Below are 8,055 nucleotides of genomic sequence, written 5' to 3' on the forward strand. Positions count from 1 at the left end.
AGCCGTGATGAGCCTGCTTGCCCGACCGACCCGTCGCTACGACTACATCACCCACGGGTCCGCCATCTACGACGAGTCCTTCGCGACGATCCGCCGCGAGGCCCGCTTCGACCACCTGCCGGCCGACGCCGAGCGCGTCGCCGTGCGCATGGTCCACGGCACCGGTCAGACCGACCTGACCGATGACCTGGTGATCCACCCCCGCCTGGTCAGCGCCGCCCGCGAGGCGCTCGAGGCCGGCGCGCCGATCGTCACCGACGCCCACATGGTCGCCTCGGGAGTCACCCGCGCCCGCCTCCCCCGCGACAACGAGGTGCTCTGCGCGCTACGCGACCGGCGTACGCCCGACCTCGCGGTGCTGATGGCCACCACCCGCTCGGCGGCCGCTCTGTCGCTGCTGGAGGACCGGCTCCAAGGGTCCGTCGTCGCGATCGGCAACGCCCCGACCGCGCTGTTCCACCTGCTCGAGATGCTGCTCGACGGCGCGCCGCGACCGGCCGCGATCGTCGGCGTCCCGGTCGGCTTCATCGGCGCCGCCGAGTCCAAGCAGGCGCTCGAGGAGGTCGCCCGGCAAGGCCTCGACATCCCCTACCTCACCGTCCGCGGCCGCCGCGGCGGTTCGGCGATGGCCGCCTCCGCCCTCAACGCGCTGGCCCAGGAGCGGGAGTGACCGGCCGGCTGTACGGGGTCGGCCTCGGCCCCGGCGACCCCGAGCTGGTCACCCTCAAGGCCGCGCGGCTGATCCGCGGCGCCGACGTGATCGCCTTCCACGCCGGCGTCGGCAAGCAGTCCAACGCCCGCCGGATCGCCGCCGACCTCATCCCGGGCACGGCGATCGAGGAGGAGCTCCGCTACCCCGTCACGACCGGCCCGACCGCGCACCCGGGCGGGTACGCCGGCGCGATGGCCGAGTTCTACGAGGAGTGCGCCTCGCGCCTGAGCGTCCACCTCGAGCAGGGCCGTACGGTCGTGGTGCTGGCCGAGGGCGACCCGCTGTTCTACGGATCGTTCATGTACCTCCACGACCGGCTCGCCCCGCGCTTCGAGACCGAGGTCGTCCCGGGCGTGCCCGCCTTCGCCGCCGCCACCGCCGTCCTCGCCTCGCCGCTCGTGCGGCAGACCGACGTGCTGACCGTGCTGCCCGGCACTCTCGACGTCCCCGAGCTCGCGCGCCGCCTCGCCGACACCGACGGCGCGATCATCATGAAGCTCGGCCGCCGCTTCTCCGGCGTGGTCGAGGCCCTGCGCCAGGCCGGGCGCCTCGAGCACGCGTTGTACGTCGAGCGCGCGTCGATGCCCGCCGAGCGCTGGATGCCCGTGGTGGACGTCGACCCCGCGTCGGTGCCGTACTTCTCGCTGATCGTCGTCCCCGGCGACTCGCTGTCCGAGGACCCCGGCGGCAGGAGGGGCCATCCATCGCCGGTCGAGGAAGGCACGCACTCGCCGCTGGTTGAGGAGGGACGAGGTCCCGTCACGAAACCAACGCCCCTCCAGGTCGTCGGCCTCGGCCCCGGCCCCGACGCCTGGCTCACCGCGGAGGCACGAGCTGCCCTCGCCCACGTCGACCACGTCGTCGGCTACGCCCCCTACGTCAACCGCGTCCCCCAGCGCGAGGGCCTCACCCGCCACGCCTCCGGCAACACCGTCGAGGTCGACCGCGCCCGGCTCGCGCTGGACCTCGCCCAGCAGGGACACCGGGTGGCGGTCGTCTCCGGGGGCGACGCGGGGGTCTTCGGGATGGCGAGCGCGGTGTTCGAGGCCGCGGCCGACTACCCCGACGTACCCGTCGAGGTCCTGCCCGGCGTCAGCGCCGTGCAGGCTGTCGCCGCCAGGGCGGGCGCCCCGATCGGCGCGGACTTCGCGGTCGTGTCGCTGAGCGACAGGCTCAAGCCGTGGCCGGTGATCGAGCGGCGCCTGCACGCGATCGCCGAGGCCGACCTGGTGCTCGCGGTCTACAACCCCGCGTCGCGCAGCCGGACCACCCAGGTCGCCGACCTCCAGAAGCTGTTCCTCGCGCACCGCAGCCCCGACACGGTCGTCGTGATCGGCCGCGACGTGGGCCGCGCCGAGGAGTCGCTGACGGTGACCACCCTCGTCGAGCTCGAGGCCGACACGGTGGACATGAAGTGCCTGCTGATCGTCGGCGCCTCGTCGACCACCGTGACCGCGTCCGGTCAGGTGTGGACGCCGAGGTTCGTGGAGTGACCGTCCACTTCGTCGGCGCCGGCCCCGGCGCGGCCGACCTGATCACCCTGCGCGCGGCGTCACTGCTGGCGGCGGCCGACGTCGTGCTCTACCCGGGGACCTACCTCGACGCCGAGGTCCTCACCCATTGCGCGGGAGCCCGCCAGGTCGACACCCAGGCACTCGACCTCGACCAGATCACCGACGTGATGGTCACCGCGGCAGCGGAGGGACGCGAGGTCGTACGCCTCACCTCCGGCGACCCGTCGCTCTACTCCGCCCTCGCCGAGCAGACCGCTCGCCTCGACGCGGCCGGGGTGGAGTGGGACGTGTGCCCGGGAGTCCCGGCGTACGCCGCCGCGGCAGCCGTCGTCGGCCGCGAGCTCACCGTCCCGCTGGTCGCGCAGAGCGTCGTGCTGACCAGGACGCAGGCCCGCTCCACCGCGATGCCGGAGACCGAGTCGCTCGCCGCCTTCGCCGCGACCCGCGCGACGCTGGTGCTGCACCTCGCGATCACGAGGACCCGCTCGCTGGCGGAGGAGCTCGTCGAGGAGTACGGCGCCGGCTGCCCAGTGGTCGTCGTCCACCGGGCGTCCCAGCCGGACGAGCTCGTGCTCCGCGGGACGCTCGCGGACATCGCCGACCGGGTCGAGGAGGCTGGGCTCCGGCAGGCCGCAGTGATCCTCGTGGGGTGGGCGCTGGCGCGCGACGGTGGTGAGTCGTGGCTCTACACACGCGAGCGAACGCGTCAGGGAATCGCTGACGCGCAGGGGTCGGACGGGATGGAAGAAGTGGCGCGTTCAACCATGGTTGTGCGGACCCGAGACGCGGAGTAGACCTAGACCTGCTCACCGTGTGCCCGAGGGTGCTCGCTTACGCAGTCGAGCGCGAGCGGGCACACGGTGAGACCAAGGCTGGCCAGGGGCCAGACGGTCAGAGAACGGCCCCACGGGGCGCGACCTCGACGGTCGCCACGCCCCGCGCGTACAGCACGAGAAGTCGGCCGCCGTGCCGACAGCGCAGCACGCCGGAATCCTCCGACAGCGTCGTGACGACGTGATCGATGACCTCGCCCTCGCTCGCTCCCGCGCGGTCGTCGTACGTGACATCCATGGTGTCGCCGCTGACGAGACGGACGCGAAGCACAAGGTCCTCCATGCCTCCGGACACTAGACGCGCGCGACCTTCTGCGCCGCGTGTCTGCGCCAGCTCCAGGAAGGTGCCCGCGCGACCCAACAGTTCGCCCGCTGACGGGCTTCGAGCTCGAGGGCCTCGAGTGGCTGCTCGCTGAGATCACGGTGGCACCGACGACGGACGAGACGACCTGGTTCGACCTGAGGGCGGCGTTCGGCGGTTGAGCACGTGCCGTCGGCCGTCGAGTCATTCCGCGAGCCCCAGCGGCAGCGACGCCTCGACCACCCCGCCGGCGTCGGTGGCGTACGCCGTGAGCGTCCCGCCGACCTGCAGCGCGCGCTCGCGCATCGACGCGATCCCGACGCCCGGGGTCCAGGCGCCGCCGGCTCCGCCGTCGTCGCGCACCCTCAGCACGAGCCCGCGGTCCCCGACCTCCAACGAGACAGACGCACACGTGGCGGAGGCGTGGCGGGCGACGTTGGTCAGCGCCTCGACGGCGATGCGGTACGCCGCCACCTCCGTCGCCGCGGACAGCGCGGGCAGCGCGGACGGCACCGAGACGGAGACCGGCAGCGGCAGGCCGGCCGACGAGTGCAGCGTCGACGCGTGCTGCCGGACCGCCCCCTCGAAACCGAGCTGGTCGAGCGCGGGGGGCCGCAGCCCCTCCACCAGGCGCCGGATCTCGGTGATCGCGTGCGCGGTGTCTGACCGCAGCTGCACCAGCAGCTCGTCGGCCCTGTCCGGATCGGACCGCACCTGGTTGCGCGCAGCGTCGGTCGCGAAGGCCACGCCGCTGAGCGTCGGCCCGAGCCCGTCGTGCAGGTCGCGCCGCAGCCGGCGGCGTTCCTCCTCGACGGCGGCCACGACCGCCTCCCGCGACCGCTGGAGGTCCGCGCTCATCTGCCGCGCGCGCAGCGTCTGTGCCAGCAGCGGGGCCACGATGCGCAGCACGTCCTCGTCGGCGCGGGACAGCCCGAGGTCGCCCGCCCGCAGCCCGACAACCACCTCCCCCACCTCGTCCTCGCCGAGCCGCAGCGGCAGCACCCGCGTGTGCGTCACCTCGGCCCCCGACGACGCCAGCACCTCCCCGCCCGAGCGGATGCTGGCGTACGGCAGGACGAGCGCCTCGCGCACGGCGGACAGCGCGAGCGCCGGGTCGTCGCCGATCCGGTCGGCCAGTGACGTCGCCGCCGCCAGCGGGTCGGGCCGGTCACCGAAGAGCAGCTCGTCGACAACGCCGCGCAGCAGCACCTGCAGGGGTCGCACGCCGAAGGCCAGCACCGCGCACAAGACGACCGTCGGCGCCGGCTCCAGCGGTCGGCCGCTGACCTGCTCGACGGTCGAGGTGAGCCCGACCGCGACGGCGACGTAGACGATCAGGACGGTCGCCGCGACGACGGCCCGCGTCACCAGACCGCGTACGTCGACCACCTCGGGGCGCACGACGCCGACGACCATCGCCACCGGTCCGACGGCGAGCAACGCGACGTAGGCAGCGTCGAGGGCCGGGGCGGTGGTGGTGCCCATCGACTCGCTGAGGAAGGCCACGAACCCGGCCGCCAGCGCCGCGCCGATCCACGCCAGCGAGCTCCACGCCAGCGCGCGGCGGTCCTCGGCGTCCCCCCGCTCGAGCGCCCACCACACGTGGACCAGGAGCGCGCCCACGAGGACGAACCCCATCAGCTCGAACGACTCCTCCCACGCGACGCCCAGCACGCCGGCGGCGACGACGACCACGAGCAGCACGAAGGAGACCGGCTCGCGCCAGGCGAGACGGGGGTATGCCAGCACGGCCAGCGGCAGCAGCAGGCAGCCGGCCAGGCGGAGGACCGGGGAGGCGGCGCCGTCGAGGTCGAGCACGACGACCGCGCATCCGAGGATGAGCGCGACGCCGCCGAGCACGAGGCAGGCGGCGGACCACTGCGCCCGGCCGCTCTGCCGGACGAACCACCCCGACGCCGTCGTCACGACACCGAGGAAGGCCGTGGCAGCGAGGACGGCGGTCATGACCCGCCCAGCCCTCCCCGCCGCGCGCGCACGATGGCGGCCGACCGGTCGGCGACGGCGAGCTTCACGAAGATCGAGGAGATGTGGTTGGCCACGGTCTTCGGCGAGAGGAAGAGCCGGTCGGCGATCACCTGGTTGCGCTCGCCGGCGGCCATCAGGTCGAGGACCTCCCGCTCGCGGGCCGTGAGCTCGGGGAACGGGTCGGCGACCGAGGGCGGTGCCGCGAAGTAGCCAAGCACCCGCTGCGCAACGCCGGGGCTGAAGATCGCCTCGCCCGCGACGACGGCCCGGATCGCGCGGTCGATCTCGGCCTGGTCGGCCCCCTTGAGCAGGTAGCCCTGCGCGCCCGCGCGCATCGCCCCGAAGACCGTGTCGTCGTCGTCGAACATGGTCAGCACCAGCACCGCCACCCCGCTGGCGCTCTCCCGGATCCGGCGCGTGGCCTCGAGCCCGTCGATGCCAGGCATCCGGATGTCCATGAGCACGACGTCGGGCTTGGTCAGCACCACTTCGCGTACGCCGGCCTCGCCGTCCGTCGCCGTGCCCACCACCTCGAAGTCCGGCAGCGAGTCGAGCAGCGCGCGCAGTCCGCCGAGCACGACCGGGTGGTCGTCGACGAGTACGACGCGGATCGGGGCCATGAGCACATCGTCCTGCCTGCGAGGGTCCGTGACCCGGGATCCTGCTCCTACCCGAGCCGGGATTCCTCCCTGATGATCGGGAGCGTACGCCGATCCCGTCCGCTGGGCGCGCGACGACTCTGGAAGCACCACCACCTCGCAAGGAGCTTCTGATGACCACCACCGCACCCGCCGACACCACCACTCGCGCTCCCTGGAGCACCAAGAACAAGGTCGGCCTCGGCCTGGCCATGGCCTACGCGCTCGTCAATCTGCCCAGCGCCTTCACCCCCGTGCCCGAGGGCGAGACCGGCCCGCCGATGGCGATCCTCTGGGCCTGTACGGTCCTCGCAGCGGTCGCTCTCGGCGCCGGGGTCATGGCATGGCGCACCGGCAGCCGACCGGCCGCCCGCCTCACCGCCGCGAGCATGATCATCGTGACCCTGACCTCGCTGCCGGCATTCTTCGTCGACGTCTCTGCCGGCATCAAGGTCCTCGTCGCTGCGGGGGTCCTGCTGACAGTCGTGTTCACGGTGCTGATCTTCTCGCCGGGGAAGCGCAGCTGAGCGCTTCCTCTGTATGCCGCCGGGCCGTGGGGTCCGGCGGCGGTGGCCTAGCCGCTCACTCCGGCAAGGACCGTCTGTTAGGCGGGCGCAGCTCGGGAAGCCTGCACAGATGCGCGCCGCTCCTCCAGCTTCCGCACGATGTCATCCGCTGCCGCCTTGTCGACCTGCTCGCCGTCGAGCCGCTGCAGCCAGGCCACGAAGTCTCGACCTGCGATGAACTCGATCCCGTCAACGTTCGCCCCGCGTGGGACGCCGCGCTGCGCAGGTCCCCACAGGACGACAACCGAGGTGACACTCAACGGATTCACCTTCGCGCGTCGGCTCCCTCGTGAGTCGCCCTTCAGGAAGTCGCGAGTCAAAGCTTCCGCCCGTAGACGCACTTTCTGCGCCGCGCGTGCCATGTCCGCCTTGTCATCAATGCGGCTCCGCCACTTCGAGTCCACCGCCACCAACCCACCTCTACGGGTCACGACTAGATGATCGATGTCGCCAACCTGTAGTCCGAGGCTGTCTATCCAGCCCCACACGAGCTTCTTGCGCTTGGCGCGTCGCAACTCGTCGCGGGTGTTGTCCTCTCCCCAAGCGCCTCGCACGTGCCAGATCGCTTCCGAGTCATGCGCCATGAATGCCGTGTGGAGGAGGTGCAGGTATGCCGCAGTCATCGCGGTCGGTGTTGCCCCCAGCAACCACCACGTCAGGCGAGAATCAGGGGCCGTGGCTATCAGAAGACTGGCCGCAAAGGCGACTGATGCAAGCAACCCAGCAGTCAGGCCTCCGACTAGTCTCAGGTTGCGAAAGAGCCAGGCCTTGAGCCGTCGCCTGAACTCCAGGCGCGAGTAGGGATGGTGCTTTGACATGGCAGCTCCGGCGAAGGCGTGAGGCTCAATTCAAACCGAGGCACGCCCGCACCGTGGCGCTTCGGGTGAACCCGGCTCCCCGACCCTCATTGGCGGAGGTCGACGCCTCTGCCCAGGGCCACGCCCTCGTTCGTGCGGCAGCCCGGCTCACGACGGATGGCCGCACACGTGTCTCTGGCGTCAGATGGCGCCCAAGCGCTATCTTTCCGGAGTCATCCGGAGACACACATGCTCCGAACCGGGCTTAGCGGCATAACCGCGACGTCATCGTGACGGGCTGGACTTAACCAGTGGCGCACGCGACCTGAGGAACGTCGCGATGCCCCGTTGCTCCAAGATTCGATACGTCAACCGGTGGTCCGCCGAACGCGCACTTCGCGCCATTCAGTTCGAAGGCCAAGGCCGTGAACGCAAGGTGCCGACCGGCTCATACTGGTGCGGCGAATGTCGATCCTGGCACCTGACATCCAGGTCTCGGAGCCGCCCCGCTCCTTGGGAGCGTGGGCGCACGACTTAAGCGGCGTTCCGGGTTGGTCTCGTGTCGAGATATTCACGCCGTCAGGCGGCTACTAGACGATTCCGGTAGGACCGACGTCTGGCCAGACTCGGTCCAGGTGATCGGCGAGCAGCTCTCCAAGCGGCTGCCCACCGGCTTTTCTGGTGTGGCTCACTATCGGTCTGCAGCCC

The 8,055-nt window shown here is 71.7% G+C and carries 8 protein-coding genes; 4 read left to right on the plus strand and 4 right to left on the minus strand.

Annotated elements, in window-relative coordinates:
• Window positions 1-7: 7 nt before the first annotated feature.
• From K4G59_RS19040 to K4G59_RS19050, 3 genes are read left to right on the plus strand one after another with little or no spacing between them, the layout of a single operon-like run.
• Entirely contained in the window at window positions 8-670 is a 663-nt protein-coding gene (locus tag K4G59_RS19040; RefSeq protein WP_231252639.1) for a precorrin-8X methylmutase, read from the plus strand.
• Window positions 667-2,205 (plus strand): precorrin-2 C(20)-methyltransferase, encoded by a 1,539-nt coding sequence (locus K4G59_RS19045; RefSeq protein ID WP_231252640.1) that lies wholly within the window; start codon window positions 667-669, stop codon window positions 2,203-2,205. Before K4G59_RS19040 ends, K4G59_RS19045 begins: the two co-directional genes overlap by 4 nt.
• The gene (locus tag K4G59_RS19050; RefSeq protein WP_231252641.1) at window positions 2,202-3,020 is read left to right on the plus strand and encodes a cobalt-precorrin-4/precorrin-4 C(11)-methyltransferase; all 819 of its coding nucleotides are present in this window, start codon (window positions 2,202-2,204) and stop codon (window positions 3,018-3,020) included. Before K4G59_RS19045 ends, K4G59_RS19050 begins: the two co-directional genes overlap by 4 nt.
• Window positions 3,021-3,117: 97 nt before the next feature.
• On the opposite strand, the gene K4G59_RS19055 is transcribed toward K4G59_RS19050, so the two are convergent.
• The 3 genes from K4G59_RS19055 to K4G59_RS19065 form a co-directional block, all read right to left on the minus strand.
• Window positions 3,118-3,342 (minus strand): hypothetical protein, encoded by a 225-nt coding sequence (locus K4G59_RS19055; protein WP_231252642.1) that lies wholly within the window; start codon window positions 3,340-3,342, stop codon window positions 3,118-3,120.
• A gap of 222 nt (window positions 3,343-3,564) precedes the next feature.
• Entirely contained in the window at window positions 3,565-5,325 is a 1,761-nt protein-coding gene (locus tag K4G59_RS19060) for a sensor histidine kinase (protein ID WP_231252643.1), read from the minus strand.
• Complete coding sequence (locus K4G59_RS19065) at window positions 5,322-5,966, minus strand: response regulator (RefSeq protein ID WP_231252644.1); 645 nt, start codon at window positions 5,964-5,966, stop codon at window positions 5,322-5,324. Before K4G59_RS19065 ends, K4G59_RS19060 begins: the two co-directional genes overlap by 4 nt.
• Window positions 5,967-6,118: 152 nt before the next feature.
• Between K4G59_RS19065 and K4G59_RS19070 the strand changes: the two genes are divergently transcribed.
• Complete coding sequence (locus K4G59_RS19070; protein WP_231252645.1) at window positions 6,119-6,511, plus strand: hypothetical protein; 393 nt, start codon at window positions 6,119-6,121, stop codon at window positions 6,509-6,511.
• Between the two features lie 77 nt (window positions 6,512-6,588).
• On the opposite strand, the gene K4G59_RS19075 is transcribed toward K4G59_RS19070, so the two are convergent.
• Window positions 6,589-7,173: a nuclease-related domain-containing protein gene (locus K4G59_RS19075; RefSeq protein ID WP_231252646.1), complete on the minus strand. Its 585-nt coding sequence runs from the start codon at window positions 7,171-7,173 to the stop codon at window positions 6,589-6,591.
• Window positions 7,174-8,055: the final 882 nt, after the last annotated feature.

The sequence above is a fragment of the Nocardioides furvisabuli genome (assembly GCF_021083185.1).
Classification (GTDB): Bacteria; Actinomycetota; Actinomycetes; order Propionibacteriales; family Nocardioidaceae; genus Nocardioides; species Nocardioides furvisabuli.

Coding starts and splice junctions, on each gene's coding strand:
- K4G59_RS19055 (WP_231252642.1), bottom strand. CDS start 3,342: ATGGAGGACCTTGTGCTTCGCGTCCGTCTCGTCAGCGGCGACACCATG.
- K4G59_RS19060 (WP_231252643.1), bottom strand. CDS start 5,325: ATGACCGCCGTCCTCGCTGCCACGGCCTTCCTCGGTGTCGTGACGACG.
- K4G59_RS19065 (WP_231252644.1), bottom strand. CDS start 5,966: ATGGCCCCGATCCGCGTCGTACTCGTCGACGACCACCCGGTCGTGCTC.
- K4G59_RS19040 (WP_231252639.1), top strand. CDS start 8: ATGAGCCTGCTTGCCCGACCGACCCGTCGCTACGACTACATCACCCAC.
- K4G59_RS19070 (WP_231252645.1), top strand. CDS start 6,119: ATGACCACCACCGCACCCGCCGACACCACCACTCGCGCTCCCTGGAGC.
- K4G59_RS19075 (WP_231252646.1), bottom strand. CDS start 7,173: ATGACTGCGGCATACCTGCACCTCCTCCACACGGCATTCATGGCGCAT.